At 59.1% G+C, this 17074-nt stretch carries 19 protein-coding genes; 13 read left to right on the plus strand and 6 right to left on the minus strand.

The annotated features are described in order from the left end of the window. Positions 1–46 precede the first annotated feature (46 nt). Positions 47–1009, minus strand: a complete 963-nt coding sequence (locus tag H8F21_RS08530; protein ID WP_203479216.1) for an alpha/beta hydrolase — start codon at positions 1007–1009, stop codon at positions 47–49. Between the two features lie 133 nt (positions 1010–1142). Here H8F21_RS08530 and aroC point away from each other — a divergent pair, with 133 nt between their 5' ends. The 3 genes from aroC to H8F21_RS08545 are packed head-to-tail and all read left to right on the plus strand — an operon-like array spanning position 1143 to position 3949. Beyond that, positions 1143–2234 (plus strand): chorismate synthase, encoded by a 1092-nt coding sequence (gene aroC / locus H8F21_RS08535; protein WP_136475108.1) that lies wholly within the window; start codon positions 1143–1145, stop codon positions 2232–2234. Positions 2235–2272: 38 nt separating this feature from the next. Then, positions 2273–3418: an MFS transporter gene (locus H8F21_RS08540; RefSeq protein WP_203479215.1), complete on the plus strand. Its 1146-nt coding sequence runs from the start codon at positions 2273–2275 to the stop codon at positions 3416–3418. Positions 3419–3430: 12 nt separating this feature from the next. Beyond that, on the plus strand, positions 3431–3949 hold the full coding sequence (locus tag H8F21_RS08545) for a 1,2-dihydroxy-3-keto-5-methylthiopentene dioxygenase (protein ID WP_203479214.1): 519 nt from the start codon (positions 3431–3433) through the stop codon (positions 3947–3949). 97 nt (positions 3950–4046) lie between these two features. Here H8F21_RS08545 and H8F21_RS08550 read toward each other — a convergent pair whose 3' ends face one another. After that, positions 4047–4319, minus strand: a complete 273-nt coding sequence (locus H8F21_RS08550; protein WP_203479213.1) for a DUF3509 domain-containing protein — start codon at positions 4317–4319, stop codon at positions 4047–4049. Between the two features lie 272 nt (positions 4320–4591). Between H8F21_RS08550 and H8F21_RS08555 the strand changes: the two genes are divergently transcribed. Then, the gene (locus tag H8F21_RS08555; RefSeq protein WP_203479212.1) at positions 4592–5116 is read left to right on the plus strand and encodes an ankyrin repeat domain-containing protein; all 525 of its coding nucleotides are present in this window, start codon (positions 4592–4594) and stop codon (positions 5114–5116) included. 60 nt (positions 5117–5176) lie between these two features. Beyond that, positions 5177–5707 (plus strand): hypothetical protein, encoded by a 531-nt coding sequence (locus H8F21_RS08560; RefSeq protein ID WP_203479211.1) that lies wholly within the window; start codon positions 5177–5179, stop codon positions 5705–5707. Here the strand turns inward: H8F21_RS08560 and H8F21_RS08565 are convergent. Further along, on the minus strand, positions 5704–6645 hold the full coding sequence (locus H8F21_RS08565) for a ZIP family metal transporter (protein WP_203479210.1): 942 nt from the start codon (positions 6643–6645) through the stop codon (positions 5704–5706). The two genes, H8F21_RS08560 and H8F21_RS08565, sit on opposite strands and share 4 nt — an antisense overlap. A gap of 128 nt (positions 6646–6773) precedes the next feature. Between H8F21_RS08565 and H8F21_RS08570 the strand changes: the two genes are divergently transcribed. After that, positions 6774–6977 carry a PLDc N-terminal domain-containing protein gene (locus H8F21_RS08570; RefSeq protein WP_136475115.1) on the plus strand — a complete coding sequence of 68 codons (204 nt, stop codon included), beginning with the start codon at positions 6774–6776 and terminating at the stop codon, positions 6975–6977. A gap of 45 nt (positions 6978–7022) precedes the next feature. On the opposite strand, the gene H8F21_RS08575 is transcribed toward H8F21_RS08570, so the two are convergent. Next, a complete protein-coding gene (locus tag H8F21_RS08575; protein ID WP_203479209.1) occupies positions 7023–7496 on the minus strand; it encodes a methylated-DNA--[protein]-cysteine S-methyltransferase in 474 nt (157 codons plus the stop codon). Positions 7497–7709: 213 nt separating this feature from the next. On the opposite strand from H8F21_RS08575, the gene H8F21_RS08580 reads away from it, so the two are divergent. The 6 genes from H8F21_RS08580 (at position 7710) to H8F21_RS08605 (ending at position 14016) form a co-directional block, all read left to right on the plus strand. Next, positions 7710–9794, plus strand: a complete 2085-nt coding sequence (locus H8F21_RS08580) for an LTA synthase family protein (RefSeq protein WP_203479208.1) — start codon at positions 7710–7712, stop codon at positions 9792–9794. A gap of 146 nt (positions 9795–9940) precedes the next feature. Further along, positions 9941–10177: a hypothetical protein gene (locus tag H8F21_RS08585; protein WP_203479207.1), complete on the plus strand. Its 237-nt coding sequence runs from the start codon at positions 9941–9943 to the stop codon at positions 10175–10177. A 185-nt stretch (positions 10178–10362) separates the two neighbouring features. Further along, positions 10363–10695, plus strand: a complete 333-nt coding sequence (locus H8F21_RS08590; RefSeq protein WP_136475119.1) for a ribonuclease E inhibitor RraB — start codon at positions 10363–10365, stop codon at positions 10693–10695. A gap of 163 nt (positions 10696–10858) precedes the next feature. Beyond that, entirely contained in the window at positions 10859–12268 is a 1410-nt protein-coding gene (locus tag H8F21_RS08595; protein WP_203479206.1) for a circularly permuted type 2 ATP-grasp protein, read from the plus strand. Positions 12269–12271: 3 nt separating this feature from the next. Then, positions 12272–13222 (plus strand): alpha-E domain-containing protein, encoded by a 951-nt coding sequence (locus H8F21_RS08600; RefSeq protein WP_136475121.1) that lies wholly within the window; start codon positions 12272–12274, stop codon positions 13220–13222. Further along, on the plus strand, positions 13219–14016 hold the full coding sequence (locus H8F21_RS08605) for a transglutaminase family protein (protein ID WP_203479205.1): 798 nt from the start codon (positions 13219–13221) through the stop codon (positions 14014–14016). Before H8F21_RS08600 ends, H8F21_RS08605 begins: the two co-directional genes overlap by 4 nt. Positions 14017–14019: 3 nt before the next feature. Here the strand turns inward: H8F21_RS08605 and H8F21_RS08610 are convergent, their stop codons facing one another. Then, the gene (locus H8F21_RS08610) at positions 14020–14823 is read right to left on the minus strand and encodes a c-type cytochrome (RefSeq protein WP_203479204.1); all 804 of its coding nucleotides are present in this window, start codon (positions 14821–14823) and stop codon (positions 14020–14022) included. Between the two features lie 528 nt (positions 14824–15351). On the opposite strand from H8F21_RS08610, the gene H8F21_RS08615 reads away from it, so the two are divergent. Continuing rightward, on the plus strand, positions 15352–16089 hold the full coding sequence (locus H8F21_RS08615) for an amidotransferase (protein ID WP_203479203.1): 738 nt from the start codon (positions 15352–15354) through the stop codon (positions 16087–16089). Here the strand turns inward: H8F21_RS08615 and H8F21_RS08620 are convergent. Beyond that, entirely contained in the window at positions 16067–17038 is a 972-nt protein-coding gene (locus tag H8F21_RS08620) for a magnesium and cobalt transport protein CorA (protein WP_136475125.1), read from the minus strand. The two genes, H8F21_RS08615 and H8F21_RS08620, sit on opposite strands and share 23 nt — an antisense overlap. Positions 17039–17074: the final 36 nt, after the last annotated feature.

Here is a 17074-nt window from a genome sequence, read left to right on the forward strand (position 1 = left end):
CGGCAGAATCGTGCGGGACTGGAGGCTGAATTTCCGTGAAGTTCGTTCAAGCGGCGGGCAGCCGGTGGATAAAATCCACCACGCGGGTGCCCAGCTCGCTGGCTTGCGGCAATTTAGGGTTCAAGTAGCTGTCGCGCTGCTGGCTGGCCGCCTGGGGTGCGATCCTCAGCATATGGTTCATGCCCTGGATCAAGGCCAGTTCGGCATCCGGCTTGGCGGCCTTGAGCCGTTCGGCGTTGCTCACATCGACCTGAACATCGTGGGTGCCCTGAATGATCAGGGCAGGCACTTTCACGCTGGCGAATGCGGCCGCGGGGTCCTGGCGAAACAACGAAATCAGGTAAGGCTGAACGCTGGGGCGCAACACGTCCTGCAAGGGCAGCGGTACGTCAGAGGCGGGGTGTCCGGCCTTGAGGTTGTCGAGTATCTGCCCCACACGTTGGCGATAGCGAGCTGGTACCTGATCGGCGAGCTGCGCGCGCAATACCTCGTCGATAGGCCGGCCGCTACCGGCCACGCTGATCACGGCGCTGGCATCGCTCGCTTCGGCAGCCAGGCTCGCGATCAGTGCGCCTTCACTGTGGCCCAGCAGAATCAACGGGCCAAAACGTGGATCAGCCTTGAGCGCACGGCTCCAGGCCACGGCATCGGCGACATAGCGTTCGACGCTGAGGTTGCGTTCATCGGGGGTGGCAGGGCGGCTGGCGGCTACGCCACGTTTGTCGTAGCGCACGCTGGCGATGCGGTTTTTTGCCAGTACCAGCGCCAGTTGCCTGAGGTTATCGGTGTGGGCACCGTCGGGGCTGTTGCCATTGCGATCAGTAGGCCCGGACCCCGGAATAATCAGCACCACCGGTGGCGGTTGCTCGGTGCGCGGCAACAGCAGGCTGCCATAAAGCGTGCCGCTGCCGGTATCGAGGCTGATCGGGCGTTGCAGCACGGTGGGGGCAGCAGCGTGAACCAGGCCGCTGAACAGCAGGGCAAATACCACAAAAACACGCAGCATCATCAGGCCACTATCGAGGAGATGGATTTTGGACCCAAGTGCGGGCAGAAGGTTCGCTGTCAGGGATGAACTCACGGGTTAGCCTGCGTATACTGGCGGCCTTGTTAAAATCAGGCTGATTCGCGGAGCGTCCTGCATGTCCGGCAATACCTACGGCAAGCTGTTCACTGTCACCACCGCTGGCGAAAGCCATGGTCCGGCGTTGGTCGCCATTGTCGACGGCTGTCCGCCGGGCCTGGAAATTTCCCTGGCTGACCTGCAGCACGACCTCGACCGGCGCAAACCCGGCACCAGTCGCCATACTACCCAGCGTCAGGAAGCCGATGAAGTCGAAATCCTTTCCGGGGTTTTCGAAGGGCGCACTACAGGCTGCTCGATCGGCCTGCTGATCCGTAACACCGACCAGAAGTCCAAGGACTATTCGGCGATCAAGGATCTTTTCCGCCCTGCCCATGCCGACTACACCTATCACCATAAATACGGTGAGCGCGATTACCGTGGCGGTGGTCGCAGTTCGGCGCGTGAAACCGCCATGCGTGTGGCTGCAGGTGCCATTGCCAAGAAGTACCTAGCCAGCCAGGGCATTCGCATCCGTGGCTACATGAGCCAACTGGGACCGATCGAGATTCCGTTCAAAACCTGGGACTCGGTCGAGCAAAATGCCTTTTTCAGCCCCGACCCAGACAAAGTACCGGAGCTGGAGGCCTACATGGATCAACTGCGCCGTGACCAGGATTCGGTTGGCGCAAAAATCACGGTCGTCGCCGAAGGTGTCATGCCAGGTCTGGGCGAGCCGATCTTCGACCGCCTGGACGCCGAGCTTGCCCACGCCTTGATGAGCATCAATGCGGTGAAGGGGGTGGAGATTGGTGCAGGTTTTGCCAGCGTTGCCCAGCGTGGTACCGAGCATCGTGACGAGATGACCCCTGAAGGTTTTCTCAGCAACAATGCCGGTGGCATTCTCGGCGGAATCTCATCCGGTCAGCCGATCGTTGCCCACCTGGCCTTGAAGCCCACTTCAAGTATCACCACCCCAGGTCGCTCGATTGATGTCGATGGCAACCCGGTCGAAGTGATCACCAAAGGTCGCCACGACCCGTGCGTCGGCATCCGCGCCACGCCAATCGCTGAAGCGATGATGGCCATTGTGCTGATGGATCATCTGCTGCGTCATCGCGGCCAGAACGCCGATGTACGGGTGACCACGCCGGTACTGGGCCAGCTGTAATGCAGGCTTTTGGCATGCGCGCTGCGGCGTGTTGAGCCGTGGCGCCGATTCCCTACTGGCGGCTGTCCAGCTTTTACCTGTTCTACTTCGCCTTGCTCGGGTCTACAGCGCCGTTTCTGGCGCTGTACTTTCATCATCTGGGTTTTTCCAGCGCGCGCATCGGCGAATTGGTTGCCATCCCCATGCTGATGCGCTGTATCGCGCCCAATCTATGGGGCTGGTTGGGTGATCGCAGCGGTCAACGCCTGTTGATCGTGCGCCTTGGCGCGCTGTTCACACTGTTGAGCTTCTCACTGATCTTTTTTGCCAAAAGCTATGCCTGGCTTGCGCTGGTCATGGCCTTGCACGCGTTCTTCTGGCACGCGGTGTTGCCGCAGTTCGAGGTCATCACCCTGGCGCACTTGCAGGGTCAGACGTCGCGCTACAGCCAGATCCGGCTGTGGGGTTCGATTGGTTTCATTCTGACCGTGGTCGGCCTTGGGCGACTGTTCGATAGCTTGAGCCTGGATGTGTATCCGCAGGCGTTGGTGGTCATCATGGCCGGTATCGTGCTCGCCAGCTTCTGGGTGCCGAACGCCCAGCCACCGGGGCAGAATGAGCGAAGCCATGGCGGTTTTCTCAAGCAGTTGACCCGCCCCGGCGTAGCCGCCTTCTATGTCTGTGTGGCACTGATGCAGCTCAGCCACGGCCCCTATTACACCTTTCTAACCCTTCACCTGGAGCAACTCGGCTTCAGCCGTGGGGTAATCGGTATGCTCTGGGCGTTGGGCGTGGTGGCCGAAGTGCTGATGTTCCTGGGCATGAGCTGGATTCTGGCGCGGGTATCGCTGCGCCGGGTGCTGATGGCCAGTTTCATCCTGGCGGCCCTGCGTTGGCTGCTCCTGGGCAATTATGCCGAGCACCTGGCCGTGCTGTTGTTTGCCCAGGTGCTGCATGCCGCCACCTTCGGCAGCTTCCACGCCGCGGCCATCGCTTTTGTGCAGCGTAGTTTTGCTGCGCGTCAGCAAGGGCAGGGCCAGGCCCTGTACGCAGCCTTGGCCGGAACCGGCGGGGCCTTGGGCGCTCTGTATTCCGGCTACAGCTGGAACCTGTTGGGTGCAACTACCACCTTTAGTATTGCCAGCATCGCAGCCCTGGCCGCAGCCGTTATCATTGCGACCCAGATGAAAGATGCCCAGACATAGGAAGCGCCTTTAATGAGCAGCCTGACCGTTTACCACCAGTCCACCCCCGACATCCCCAACAAGGTGCTGACCCACCTTGAGGACATCGCTGCCACGCTGGCTGAGCACGCTGTGCGTTTCGAGCGTTGGCAAGCTGACTCTGCGATCCAGCCCGGTGCTGGCGATCAACACATCATCGAAGCCTACCGGTCGAGCATCGACACATTGCTGGCCGAACGCGGGTACGCCCATGTCGATGTAATCCGTGAAGTGGATGGCGCTTTGCGCAATGAGCATACGTGCAAGGAAGACCAGCTGCGCTTTTTTGCTGCCGGACGCGGACTGTTCAGCCTGCGCATTGACGATTACATCTACGCAGTGCTGTGCGAGAAGGGCGATTTGATCGGCGTGCCGGCTGGCACCAGGCTGTGGGTCGATATGGGTGATGAACCGCGATTCGTTGCCATTCGCCTGTTCAACGCCCCAGAAGGGCAAGCGGTAGATCTTACTGGCGACAAAATTGCCGAGCGTTATCCACGCCTCGATGATTGATCGGTAGAGCGGGCAGCGGCTGCTAGATAGGTTTCACAAAAAGGCCAACCCGACGTCCTGTTGGGGTTGGCCTTGTTTGTGAAGGGGGGGTTAAGGCTTAGCGGTAAGTCGGCAGGGCGAACCGCTGTTGGCTCTGCAGCCGAGAAATTACCGGCAGCTCACTGGCTTGTTCGGCCAAGTCGCGGCGGATCGCACTGATCGCCCACGTCAGCTGTTCAGCGCAGTGCAGTTGTCCATACGAAATCGAGCGCTTTACCTGCTTGCCATCTGCTGCGCGCAAGGTCAGCAGAATGCCTCCGTCGGGCCGCGCTTGAGTGACAACGGTGTAGGCGGCGAATACCGAGGCAAATTTTTCCTGGATGAGGTCCATATCGACTCCTGGCTGTTAGTGGCAGACATGGAGTGATGGTTGCAGTGACTGTGCCAGGTTTTTATTGAAATAAAGTCTATATAAATCAACGACTTAAATATAAATGCGGGCGGGCGCCCCATGCATTGTGCAAGGTCGTGCAATTTGCACAGTGCATTTTGCAAGATCCCTTCGCCAATAGATTGGCTCTGTCGGCACCATGAGTTATCCACAGTGGACCTCACGGCGTTACTGACAAATACTTGGGCTTTCCGTAAGCCAGGAGGTTCCCCATGTCTGATCAACGCAGCCCTACGCCCATGAATGATGACGAGGCTGCAGCATTCGCCGAGCAGGTGTTCGACCGGGCACGCCAGGGCGATGCCGAGATGCTTGGGCGTCTGCTCGACAAAGGCCTGCCTGCCAACCTGCGCAACCACAAGGGCGACACCTTGCTGATGCTCGCTTGCTACCACGGGCATCTGGACGCGGTAGCCGTGCTGCTGCAGCACGGCGCCGATGCGCAAATCGCCAATGACAATGGTCAGCTGCCCATGGCCGGTGCAGCATTCAAAGGTGACCTGGCGATGGTGACGCTGCTGGTAGAGCAAGGCGTTGCGGTGGACTCGGCGTCTACTGATGGTCGCACCGCGTTGATGATGGCGGCCATGTTCAACCGCACCGCGATTGTCGATTACCTGTTGAGCAAGGGCGCCGATGCCCAGCGCCAGGATGCCACGGGCGTTACCGCGCTCGGCGCTGCGTTGGCAATGGGCGCCGTTGATACCACTGCGCAGTTGCAAGCGCTGGCCGGCTAACCCCCGGGGGCCTTTTGCGGCTATCCTTGGCGACTTTTTTCAGCGTCGCAGGGCCCCTTCATGAAAACCCAACTGGTCGAACTCATCGGCAAAATCAGCGCCGGCTGCATGCGCGAAGACGATATCGAGCGCATTGCCGAAGAAGCGTCCCAGGCCTTTGCCGACCCACAAGCCTTCCTCGCCAACAATCCAGATATCAACTACGACGACAGCTTTCCGATCACACTCGGGGAGTGGATAGTGGTTGGCAGCTTGCCAGATACCGTGCTGTTCCAGGCCGATAGCTACCAGGACCTGTTCGCGCAAATCGTCGATTCTTTCGACAAGAGCGTGGCCTTCAACCTCAAGCCCAAGCAATTGGCCAAGGTCGAACCCTTGACCGCGCTCAACCGGATCCAGGTGCAAATGGGCGCGATGAACAAAGAAGCCGGCGGCTATGTGCTGATGAACTTCAGCCAGTTGCTTGATGACGAACTGCAGGTGGTTATGGTCGGCGCCAATGACCTGCCGCGGGTGCTCGAACTGTGCGCCGAAGTCGGTATTGCCGCAGCGCCATCACTGGAAGCGCTGCGGGTGGCTGTACACGTTTAACCCAGGGCGGTATCGAGGAACATCATTACCGCGAAGCCGCCCATCAGGCCAAGGGTCGCCGAGGTCTGGTGGCCATTGCGGTGGGTTTCCGGAATGACTTCGTGGGACACCACAAAGATCATCGCGCCGGCTGCCAGGCCCATGCTCACGGGGTAGGCAATGGCAAACCCGGTGGAAATCCCCAGGCCTATCACAGCGCCAATCGGTTCCATCAGGCCGGAACCGATTGCCACCAATGCGGCCTTGAGGGTGGAAAGCCCTGTGGCGCGCAAGGCCAGCGCCACCGCCAGGCCTTCGGGGATGTCCTGAATGGCGATGGCGCTGGTAAGCGGCAGGCCTACATTCAAATCACCCGTAGCGAAGCTGACACCAATGGCCATGCCTTCAGGCAAGTTGTGCAGGGTGATTGCCAGCACAAACAGCCATACACGGTTGATCCGATCGGCCTGCGGGCCGCAAGGCCCCGTGCTTTCGTGTTCGTGCGGGGTAAAACGATCCAGGCCAAGCATCAGCAAAACCCCGAGCCCCATGCCGACCACCACCGTCAACGCCGCGTAGGGGCCATTGCCGGTAATTTCTCGTGCCGCATCCAGGCCCGGCAGAATCAATGAAAACGAGCTGGCGGCGAGCATCATGCCGGCGGCGAAGCCGAGCATCACATCCTGGTTGCGGGTGCTGACTTCGCGCAGTACCACCGCCATCATCGCTCCCAGGGCGGTGGCGGCAAAGCCTGCCAGGCCGCCGAGCATGGCCATATGCAGGTTTTCCTGGTGATCGCCGTGTACGGCGTTCCAGGCACTGGCTATCAGCAAGCCAAGCACAACCAGCAGGCTCAAACCCAACCCTGCGCTCAGCCAGGGGCTGGATTGCGCCTGCTGCAGCCAGGCATTCCAGAGTGATGCCGGGGCGGGGCTGCTGGAGCTGTGGGCTGATGGCATAGATACCTCACTGAAACGGGTCAATGCCCCAAGTTTAACCAGTGCCGATGCCTGGCAGCCAACCATTAGCGTCTATGGGCGTCATAGCCAGCTATCCTTTGGGCAGTCTCGACCAAAGGAGCAAGAGCATGGGATCTACATTCAATGGCCTGGTGGGCCTGATAATCCTGGCACTGGATATCTGGGCGATCATCAACGTGCTCAAGAGTGGCGCGGGTTTGGGCGCAAAAATCCTCTGGATCCTGTTGATACTGTTGCTGCCGGTGCTCGGCCTGATCATCTGGGCCATTGCCGGGCCGCGCGGCGGCAGCAGTGGGTTTTCCCCACGATAGATTTGCAGAAATGCCCCCTCGCCAGTGGCAGCGGGGCACCGCGGATCAGATGAGCCACGCCCCTTCAAGCTCGAGCAATTGCTGCTTGCGCTCCACGCCACCGGCATAGCCGGTCAGGGTGCCATTGCTGCCAATCACGCGATGGCAGGGCACGATGATCGAGATGGGGTTGGCGCCATTGGCGGTACCGACGGCGCGGATGGCGCGGGGCCGGCCGATTTGCTGCGCAAGGACTGAATAGCTGCAGGTCGTGCCGTAGGGAATGCGCTGCAAGGCTTGCCAGACTTCTCGCTGAAAAGCTGTACCCATCGGTGCCAGCTGTACATCGAACGTTTCCCGTTTGCCAGCGAAGTATTCATCCAACTGACGGCTTACTGCATCGAGCTGGCTATGCGCGGGTTGCCAGGCACTTGAAAGCGCCCATGGCTGGGCAGCATCCATGTGAATCAGATGCAGGCCCTGTTCGTCCCCCGCGAGCAAGAGTGGGCCAAGCGGGCTGGGCTGATAGCGGTAGTACATGGCATGACGCCTGGGCGATGAAGTACTCGCTACCTTACCGCAAGTCGTTACCCGGCGTGTCACTCAACGAAATTTTCACATTCGATTATGGAGAATTCGCGCGCGCAATTATCCGTTCGCCGAATGGCCGTGCATTGGACCTGGGTTTAGTGCACATTTGCCGATTCGCTTTTTTGCCTTCTTTGAATCTGAATCCTAGGGATCTTCCAATCCATGGCTAACACGGACGCCTTGAGTGATCAGCGGGCTGCGTCGCGCCCGCTGCAACCGACGCTAAAATCGCACCTGGCCTACACCCTGCTGTGTGGCCTGGTGATCATGGTCATGCTCAGCCTGGTACGCCTGGCTCTGCTCATCTACAACAGCGACATGATCGGCGACACGCCGATGTCGACCGTGGCCGAGGGTTTCCTCAATGGCCTGCGGTTTGACCTGCGGGTTGTCGTTTATCTGAGTATTCCACTGCTGTTGGCCACCCTCAGTGCACGGGCCATGGCTGCCCGCGGCCTGTTCCGGATCTGGCTGACCCTGGCCTCGAGCATTGTCATGTTCCTCGGGCTGATGGAACTGGACTTCTATCGCGAGTTCCATCAACGCCTGAACGGCCTGGTGTTCCAATATGTGAAGGAAGATCCAAAAACCGTACTGAGCATGCTCTGGTACGGCTTCCCGGTGGTGCGCTACCTGTTGGCCTGGGCCTTTGGCACCTGGTTGCTGAGCCTGCTGTTCAAAGGCATCGACCGCCTGACCCGCCCGCGTGGCGCCTATCAGAATCAAACCGCAAACACCCGCGCCGTTGCGCCATGGTATGTGCGTGGCGTGGTGTTCTTCATGATCCTGCTGGTGGCGGTAATCGCCGCGCGCGGCACGCTGCGTCAGGGCCCACCCATGCGTTGGGGGGATGCCTTCACCACCGATTCGAACTTCGTCAACCAGTTGGGCCTCAATGGCACCCTGACCTTGATCGATGCGGCCAAGAGCCGTTTCGGTGAAGACCGCGCCAATGTCTGGAAATCAACCATCGAGCAAACCCTGGCAACCCAGACGGTGCGTGACATGCTGCTGACCGACAACGACAAGCTGGTCGATGCCGACAGCGCAGCCGTGCGCCGTGATTTCACCCCACCAACCGCCAACACCCTGCCGATCAAGAACGTTGTTGTGATCCTCATGGAAAGCTTCGCGGGCCACTCGGTTGGCGCGCTGGGCAGCCCGAACAACATCACCCCGTACTTCGACAAGCTGGCCAAAGAAGGGCTGTTGTTCGACCGCTTCTTCTCCAACGGCACCCATACCCACCAGGGTATGTTCGCCACCATGGCCTGTTACCCGAATCTGCCAGGTTTCGAATACCTGATGCAGACACCCGAAGGCGGTCACAAGCTGTCTGGCCTGCCAGCGCTGCTCAGTGCGCGTGATTACGACGACGTGTATGTCTACAACGGCGATTTCGCCTGGGACAACCAGTCGGGGTTCTTCGGCAATCAGGGCATGACCACGTTTATCGGTCGCAATGATTTCGTCAATCCGGTGTTCTCCGACCCTACCTGGGGTGTGTCCGACCAGGACATGTTCGACCGTGGCGCCGAAGAGCTGGCCAAAAACTACGGCAAGAAGCCGTTCTACGCCTTGCTGCAAACCCTGTCCAACCACACGCCTTACGCGTTGCCTGCGCAGTTGCCAGTGGAGCCGGTCACCGGCCAGGGGCGCCTGGATCAACACCTGACCGCCATGCGTTATTCGGACTGGGCCTTGGGCCAGTTCTTCGAGAAGGCACGTAAAGAGCCGTACTTCAACGAGACCCTGTTCGTGATTGTGGGTGACCACGGTTTTGGCAACCACCAGCAAGTCACCGAGCTGGATCTGGGCCGCTTCAACGTGCCGCTGCTGCTGATTGCGCCGGGCATCCAGGAAAAATTCGGTGCGGTCAACCACACCGTCGGCACGCAGATCGACATCGTACCGACCATCATGGGGCGCCTGGGTGGTGAAACCCGTCACCAATGTTGGGGCCGTGACTTGCTCAACCTGCCGGCTGGCGATCAGGGCTTCGGCATGATCAAGCCTTCGGGCAGTGAGCAGATTGTTGGCCTGGTGAAGGGGGATCGTATCCTCATCGAATCCAAGGACATGTCGCCGCGCATGTATCGCTATGAGCTGGGGGCCAACTTCAAGGCCGAACTGATCGAAAGCCCGGATCAACAGGAACTGACCCACAAGCTTGAGTCGTTTATCCAGACGGCAACCAAGAGCTTGCTGGATAACACCGCAGGCGTTGTCCACGGTACACCTGAGTAACACATTGTCCGCGCTGCACTCAGAAAGGGGCCTTCGGGCCTCTTTTTTTATGGCCGCTGGAACCTTTGTCTGAACATTTTTTCACTCGACGCGGTCAACGTGAAGTAGGCAGATTTACCTGGAACGTCGAAGCAGAGGAGAGTCCAATGAAAGCCTGGGTCATTACCTTTGTTGACCAGAAAGGCGAGCGCACCTCGCTGCCATTCATGTCCGAGCAGGAACCTGGTATCGAGGAGGCGGCGCGGCTGATACGCGCCCATCTGTATCCGGTCATGGATGAGCTGGACCTCAATGATTTCCAGGATCGCGCCACAATGCCCACTGCCAAATGGCTGAAAGAGCAGAGTGGGGTGGAGATAACCTCGATAAACGAGGCGCCTTGAGGCCTCTAGTTGGCGCGCTTGGCAACTTCGCGCTACGCTGCAATCAAGGTCGGGCCGTTTTTTTGGCTGCCCGGACTTGCCGATCCACGTCATGCATCAGCTCGAATTGCCCCCGCACGATTTGTGTGGCGGGCAGGTGCGTTTTGCACTGAAAGTCTATCCATCGGTAGTTAGGAGGACGATTCATGAGCAGCCAATACGAGGACATCAGCAGCACAGTGCTGCGTCAGATGAAAGAGGGTGGCTTTAACTTCGCCCAGATTCATCCCATTGAGTTCTACGCGGTTTTTCCCGATGAGGCACGAGCACGACGGGCAGCAGGACAGTTTCGTGGGGAGTCGCTCAGCGCTCAGATCCATGAGCGTGACGATGGCGCCTGGCATTTGGAGTTAAGTAAGGTGATGTACGCCACTTATGGCGGCATTGACGAATTCGAACAGGACTTCGAAGCGTTGATCGCCCCCCTGGATGGTGAAATCGAAGGCTGGGGCGTGAAACAGGAACGCCAGCTGGCCTGACAACGCTTCGCAATGAAGCGTCGCCTACCAACGTGATCGAACGGTTGCACGCATCTGGTGCAACCGTTCTTTATTCAAAATACAACCTATTGAAATTAAAGGATTAATGCCGCTGGCACGAGGCTTGCGATGGCCTGGGTGCACGGGTGACAAGGAGTTCGGCATGATCCGCACCTTTTACGATGAGATGTATAGCGCTGACGGCCTGGTCCGTCCTCATTACCGGGAATTCGCCCGCTGGTTGGCCGACACCCCGCCGGAATTGCTGGCGCAGCGTCGGCGCGAAGCCGATCTGCTGTTCCATCGCGCCGGGATTACTTTCACCCTTTATGGCGACGAGCAGGGTACCGAGCGCCTGATTCCGTTCGACACCATTCCACGCAGTATTCCGGCCAGCGAATGGCGCATGGTCGAGCGTGGCTGTATTCAGCGGGTTAAAGCCCTGAATCTGTTTCTGGCCGACCTTTACCATGACCAGCGCATTATCCGCGCTGGAATCGTCCCGGCAGAGCAGGTGCTGGCCAACGATCAGTATCAATTGGCCATGCAGGGGCTGGACCTGCATCGGGATATCTACTCGCACATCTCTGGTATCGATCTGGTCCGTGATGGCGATGGTAGCTATTACGTGCTCGAAGATAATTTGCGTACCCCTAGTGGCGTCAGCTACATGCTCGAAGACCGCAAGATGATGATGCGCTTGTTCCCTGAGCTGTTTGCCGCCCAGCGCATCGCACCTATCGATCACTACCCCAATTTGTTGCTCGATACCCTGAACAGCGCCAGCCCCCTGGATGATCCCAGCGTGGTCGTGCTTACCCCTGGGCGCTTCAATAGTGCTTTTTTCGAGCACGCCTTCCTGGCGCGGGAGATGGGCGTCGAACTGGTGGAAGGTGCCGACTTGTTCGTGCGCGATGAGCGCGTGTTCATGCGCACCACCGATGGCCCCAAGGCGGTGGATGTGATCTATCGGCGCCTGGATGATGCTTTCCTCGATCCCCTGGCGTTCAATCCTGATTCGCTGCTCGGCGTGCCAGGGCTGCTTTCGGCCTATCGCTGCGGCAACGTGGTGTTGGCCAACGCCATCGGCACTGGGGTGGCCGACGATAAGTCGGTTTATCCCTATGTCACCGACATGATTCGTTTCTATCTGGATGAGGAGCCGATCCTCAAGAACGTCCCGACCTGGCAGTGCCGCAAACCCGCAGAGCTGTCCCATGTGCTGGCGCACCTGCCTGAGCTGGTGGTCAAGGAAACCCAGGGCTCGGGTGGCTACGGCATGCTGGTGGGGCCGGCGGCGACGCGGGCCGAAATCGAAGCGTTTGCCGCCAGGATCAAGGCGCGACCTGCGGCCTATATCGCCCAGCCAACCCTGTCGCTATCCACCTGTCCGACCTTTGTCGAAAACGGCATTGCTCCTCGACACATCGATTTGCGCCCGTTTGTATTGTCTGGCCGCGAAACCCGCGTGGTGCCCGGCGGCCTGACTCGGGTGGCGCTGCGCGAAGGCTCGCTGGTGGTCAACTCGTCTCAGGGCGGCGGTACCAAGGACACCTGGGTGGTCGAGGATTAAGCCATGTTGAGTAGAACTGCCTCAGATTTGTACTGGATGTCGCGCTACCTGGAACGAGCGGAAAACCTGGCGCGGATGCTCGATGTCAGTTACTCCCTGTCGCTGATGCCGCAGGACGGTCGCGGCGACGGCCTGGAAGAAGTGGCCATGCCACTGCTGATCACTGGCACCCTGGATGATTATCTTGAGCGTCACGGGCAGTTGCATGCCGAGCGCCTGTTGCACTTTTTTGCCCTGGACCCAGATAACCCGGCAAGTATCTACAGCTGTCTGGGGGCGGCCCGCGCCAGCGCCCATGCGGTACGCGGGCGGATAACCGCTGACATGTGGGAAAACATCAACGCCACCTGGCTGGAGATTCGCGGCATTGCTGAGCAAGGCCTGGGCCGCTACGGCTTGAGCCGCTTTTGTGAGTGGATAAAGGAACGCTCGCACCTGTTTCGTGGTGCAACCTACGGCACCATCATGCGCAACGATGCCTTCCGATTCATTCGCCTGGGCACCTTTATCGAGCGTGCCGACAACACTTTGCGCCTGCTCGATGCCCGCTACGAAATGCTCGGCGATGAAGCCGAGGCAGTCAGTGACAGCTCGGCCCGTGGCTATTACCAGTGGAGTGCCTTGTTGCGGGCGCTGTCTTCATTCGAGGCCTACACCGAGATTTATCGCGACGCACCGGCAGCCCGCCATGTGGCTGAGCTGTTGCTGTTGCGCGCCGATGTGCCGCGCTCGCTGCGGGCCTGTACTGAGGAAATCGATCTGATCCTGGCCAGTTTGCCGGGCAGTAATGGTCGTGCGGCTCAGCGCCTGGCCGCCGAGGTGGATGCGCGGCTGCGCTACACCGGCATCGATGAAATTCTCGCCGAAGGCTTGCACCCCTGGCTGACTCAGTACATTCCGCTGGTACGTCAGTTGGGCAATGCCATCCAAAGCGCTTACCTGGAGGCCGTATGAGACTGACCATTAGTCACGAAACCGCGTACCACTATGAAGATCAGGTGCGCACCAGCATCCAGTACCTACGCTTGACGCCCAGTGACAGTGACCGTCAGCACGTATTGAGCTGGCAATTGGACTTGCCACGGCCGGTGCGGGCGCAGCGAGATCCGTTCGGCAATATCCTCCATGTGTTGAGCCTGGAAGAGCCCCATTCGGATCTGTTTATCAGTGCGCGTGGTCTGGTGGAAATCGATCAAACCTGTGAAACCGAACATGATGCGCAATCACCGTTGCCCTTTCTGCGCTTCACTCGCCTGACCGAGCCTGACGAAGCCTTGCGCGCTTTCGCCAGCCAACTCTGCCGCAAGCAGCGTAATCGTTCGGCGTTGATCGAACTGATGGGCGCCCTTAACCAGCACATGGCCTACCGCCCCGGCAGCACCGCAGTCGATACCAGCGCCGCCCAGGCGTTTGCCGCAGGCGCTGGTGTCTGCCAAGACCACACTCACGCCTTTCTTGCTTGCGTGCGCAGCCTGGGCGTGCCGGCGCGATATGTGTCGGGTTACCTGTTTGACAGTCAAAACCAGGAAATGGCCAGCCATGCCTGGGCTGAAGCCTGGCTGGACGGTGCCTGGTATAGCTTCGATGTCACCAATCAACTGGCCAGGCCCGAGCGCCATCTCAAGCTTGCGGTTGGCCTGGACTACCTCGATGCCTGTCCGGTTCGAGGCATGCGTCGTGGTGGCGGTTTCGAGCAGATGCACGCCAAGGTTCTGGTGCTGCCCGGCCTAAGCGCTCAACAGCAATAAACCTCAGGGCTGTTTGCGCGAGGCCATGTGCGTAAGGTAGGCAAGCAGGTCATCGAGCTGCGGATCGCTGAGCACGTCAGCACTGAAACCGGGCATTTTTGCCTGTGGCCAGCGTCGCAGGCTTTGCGGATCGCGAATGTAACTGCGCAGGAAGGCTGGCTGGAAGTATTCGGTAGGGTTGTGCGGCAGGTTCAGGTCCGGACCGAACTGTGCGTCGCCAGCGCCATTGAGGCGGTGGCAGGTGAGGCAGTTTTTCTGGAACAGGGCAAAGCCTCGGTTGCTAGCGTCGTCGCTGGCCAGTCGAGGATCCGGCAGCAAGGCCGGGAAACGTTGCGCAACGGGTGCCAGGCGCCGAATGCTGGCAACCTGGAAGGGCCATTGCTCAGGGCTGATGCCGCCTGCTTGCGGGTTGGTCCATACCAGGTAGAACGGGCCGGCGCTGTGTTTTCCGGCGCCCAGTGCAGGCCAGGGTTTGGCCGGGTCTTCAACCGCAAGCCAGGCCCGGGCTGGGCCGTTCTTGAGTAAGGGGGCTGCTGGCATCTCCGCGGCAAAGCCGTCATCGGCCACGGCCTGAAGGTGATCCTCCGGCGCTATGCCTTCAAGCAAGGCCGCTAGAGGTACGGCGCGATAATGCATGGTTTTTTTGTACGAGACATCGTTATCGACCTGAATATCCTCTGCGTTGGGATGGGCCAGCAACTGTGCGGTTTGCCAGTGCTGGCTGCCTTTCGCCAGCTCCAGCACGAGTTCGGCCGCCTGCACGGGCAAGCCGAGCAGCAATAGGCAAAGGATCAGGTAGTGGCGCATGGGTACGCTCCAGCAGGTCAGGGCTGGCAGAGTACCCGCGCAGGGCTGTAGAGAGCCATAGTGCCGTTCAACCGAACAGGCGTGACAGGTTCGGCACAATCAGCAGTAAGGTGGTGGCGAATAAAATGAGCCCGGCTTGACGTACTTTATGTTGTTTGAACATGGCTGACCGCCTTCTTGTTGTTATTCCTGAGTGCCCAGTGGCTTCCTTGTCGTCGATCCGGCAAACATGGTTAATGCGGTTTGACGTCCAGACGCGAACCTCTGCTATTGGGTATACCTCTAACCTTAGGGTCAACGTCACCCATGTTTTAGAACGCTTTAGTATTTATATATAGCCAGCCCTGCGTATTTTGCTATGAGGCCTTATGCCATCTAGTAACTATCCCCCTTGCTAGACGCTTGCAAAGGTTCTGCACCCGAGTGCATTAAAAATGACCGTTCGTCAGCGCATCATACTTGCTTACAAGCCTTATTCGGGGCAGGCTTTAGGGGGCAATCCCGCCTTTGTCGTTCAGGACTATTTTTATGTCGCTACGCATCTGCATCCTGGAAACCGACGTCCTGCGACCCGAGTTGGTCGATCAATATCAGGGCTACGGACGGATGTTCGAGCAGTTGTTCGCAAGTCAGCCGATTGCGGCCGAGTTTGACGTGTTCAACGTGATGAATGGCGACTATCCCGCCGATGACCAAGTGTTTGACGCGTACCTTGTAACGGGTAGCAAAGCCGACTCTTTCGGTACCGATCCGTGGATTGAAACCCTGAAGGCTTATTTGCTCGCGCGCTATAACCGGGGCGACAAGTTGCTGGGTGTGTGTTTCGGGCATCAGGTGCTGGCATTGGTGCTGGGCGGTAAGACTGCACGCTCATCCCAGGGCTGGGGCCTGGGTGTGCATCGCTACCAGTTGGCGGGCAAGGCCCCCTGGATGGACCCGACCGTCTCCGAGCTGACCTTGCTGATCAGCCATCAGGACCAGGTCACTGAATTGCCGGCCAACGCCACGGTTATCGCTTCCAGCGATTTCTGTCCGTATGCGGCCTACCATATCGCTGATCAGGTGCTGTGCTTCCAGGGCCATCCGGAGTTCGTCCACGACTATTCGCGGGCGCTGTTGGACCTGCGCCAGCAGAGCCTGGGCCAGGAGGTCTACCAGAAAGCGGTGGCCAGCCTGACGCAAGAGCACCAGGGTGGCTTGGTCGGCGAATGGATGCTGCGCTTCGTTGCGCACCAACAGCTGGCTAAAGCCAGCCTGAGCGCTTGAAGCTGGCAAATAGCGCCGTGCACCCCACGACGATTCCGCCCAGTACGGCAAAGTAACCGTAATGCCAGCTCAGCTCCGGCATGTTCTGGAAGTTCATCCCGTAAATTCCCGCCACTGCGGTGGGAAATGCCAGGATCGCCGCCCAGGCGGCGAACTTGCGTTGCACGATACTTTGGCGTGATGACTCCAGCAGCATGCCGATCTCGATGGTCTGGCTGGCAATATCGCGAATCCCGGTCAGGTCTTCCATCTGCCGGGTGACGTGTATCTGCACATCGCGAAAATACGGGCGCATGTTCTTGTCGATGAACGGGAAGGCCAGGCGTTGCAGTTCTTCGCTGATCTCCACCATCGGTGCCACGTAGCGGCGCAGGCGCAACAGGTCACGACGCAGGCTGTGCAGGCGGCGAATGTCATCTTCCTGAAGCGAATTGCTGAGCACGCTCTGTTCCAGCTCTTCGATTTCGCCGTGAATGGCTTCGCTGACCGGTTGATAGTTTTCGGTGACAAAGTCGAGCAGGGCATACAACACGAAGTCTTCGCCATGCTCTAGCAGCAATGGTCGTGCCTCGCAGCGCTGGCGGACCAGGGCATAGGATTTGGAGTGACCGTTGCGGCAGGTAATGATGTAGCCATTACCAGCAAAGATGTGGGTTTCGATGAATTCCAGTTTGCCTTCGTGACGTACCGGCGAATAAGTGACGATAAACAGTGCGTCGCCAAAGGTTTCCAGCTTCGGCCGGCTGTGTTTTTCCAAGGCATCTTCAATGGCCAGTTCATGCAGGTTGAACTGGCATTGCAGGTTGGCGAGTTCCTGGGCGTTGGGTTCTTCCAGCCCTATCCAGACGAAGTGGCCAGGCTTGCTGGCCCACAGGCTGCCTTCATCGATACTGATATTGGTGACTTTTCTGCCGGCGCTGTATACCGCCGCCGCTACGACGCGTCCCATGGTAGCTCGCTTATTCTGATGACCGTGCCAGTAGCT

This window comes from Pseudomonas arcuscaelestis (assembly GCF_016881005.1).
In the GTDB taxonomy this organism is placed as follows: Bacteria; Pseudomonadota; Gammaproteobacteria; order Pseudomonadales; family Pseudomonadaceae; genus Aquipseudomonas; species Aquipseudomonas arcuscaelestis.